Consider the following 553-nt stretch of genomic DNA (forward strand, 5'->3'; position numbering starts at 1 on the left):
GTCGTTGAAGAGGTCCCCCAGGTCCACGCCCTCGGTGCTGAAGGGGATGCCTCCGCCCCCGCTACCCCCGGCCGCCTGGGCGGCGCGGTACTGGCGGTAGGCCGCGGCCTTCTTCTCGTCGAAGCCGATCTTCTCCGCGTCCTCGCCGAACTCGTCGTAGAGCGCGCGCTTCTTCGGGTCTCCCAGCACCTCGAAGGCGGTGTTGATGCGCTTGAACTTCTCCTCCGCCCCCTTGTCGCCGGGGTTGACGTCCGGGTGGTGCTGGCGCGCCAGCTTCCGGAAGGCCTTCTTGAGCTCGTCCGCCGAGGCCGTCCGGGGCACGCCCAGAATCTGGTAGTAGTCGTCCGCCATAGTTTTTGAGGTCGTGCAGTACCCGACAAGGGAGAACGTAACCAGCGGGGCGGTGAGCGCCAGCACGGGATGTCCGGACAGGGCCGCGATGGTTACAGTCGCCGCAAGATGAGGAAGGCCACCCCAGCACCGCGCGCCCGCCGGAAGGCCCCCCTGTGGCTGGGGTGTGCGCTGCTCCCCGCCGCACTGGCAACGGTCCTGG

The 553-nt window shown here is 68.7% G+C and carries 1 protein-coding gene; it reads right to left on the reverse strand.

Going from position 1 to position 553, the window contains the following annotated elements; translation table 11 throughout:
• Window positions 1-351 (reverse strand): DnaJ domain-containing protein (locus tag D7X55_RS40235; RefSeq protein WP_147470466.1); only part of this gene is annotated, 351 nt, incomplete at its 3' end.
• Between the last annotated feature and the right edge of the window lie 202 nt (window positions 352-553).

The organism is Corallococcus sp. AB049A, from assembly GCF_003668885.1.
GTDB lineage: Bacteria > Myxococcota > Myxococcia > Myxococcales > Myxococcaceae > Corallococcus > Corallococcus interemptor.